The following is an 817-nucleotide window of genomic DNA, read 5'->3' as shown; positions in this document are numbered from 1 at the left end:
AGCATTTTTCTTAATTATACGAATAAGTACTTCCCATCCATTTGATCTATATTTTTTATATTTTTAGTCGATTTTATCTCTATTTTTTTATGAATAACTGCTTCCATTAAGTTTAATAATTCTTCTACTTTAAACGCATCAAAAAAATATGCATTTTCATATCCATCTAATATCTCCCTTGCAAAAGCTGTATCTGCTGCTAAAATAATTGTCCCGCTCATTCTTGCTTCTAATAATGGCAAGCCAAATGTTTCAATATAAGATGGAAATACTAATGTACTTTCCTTATATTTTTTTAATAATTCTTCTCTATTTATTTTTCCAATAAAATCAACATGTTTAATACAAACATTTTGACTGGAAATAGTTAATTCCACTTCGTAGTTTTCACCTTTTTCATTTAATTTTTCGCATGCCTCATATAATAATGCATTGTTTTTGTATATTACTTCTGATGTTGGATAAATAAATTTATCTGAATTCCACGTTATTTCATCTTTATTGTAATCTGTAAGCGTTACACTAGGTTGGATCTTATAGACTTTCCTTTTGTCAGTAATTTTTTCAATTTCCTTTTTCATCCACTCAGTTTGAACAATAACACTAGATGCTCTTTTGATAGAAAATTTAATTAATTTTCCTATCACATGTTGATACATTGCATTAATACGTTCTTCTTTTTTAAGGAAAGAAAATTTCTTTTCTTTTTTGAAATGGTAATGGTTGATGTACATAATAATATTTGCGATACTGGGCAATGAAAAAAGATAGTATTCTGTAACGAAAAAATAACTATCTGGACAATACTGCTTAATTA

1 protein-coding gene is annotated in these 817 nt (G+C 26.7%); it reads right to left on the bottom strand.

Going from position 1 to position 817, the window contains the following annotated elements:
- Positions 1 to 14: 14 nt before the first annotated feature.
- Positions 15 to 817 (bottom strand): glycosyltransferase (locus tag DWX73_RS13355; RefSeq protein ID WP_118349142.1); only part of this gene is annotated, 803 nt, incomplete at its 5' end.

Source organism: Coprococcus sp. AF21-14LB (assembly GCF_003458885.1).
Taxonomy (GTDB): Bacteria; Bacillota; Clostridia; order Lachnospirales; family Lachnospiraceae; genus UBA9414.
Note: the sequence above shows the minus strand (reverse complement) of the source record. Positions and strands in the feature narration are given on the sequence as shown.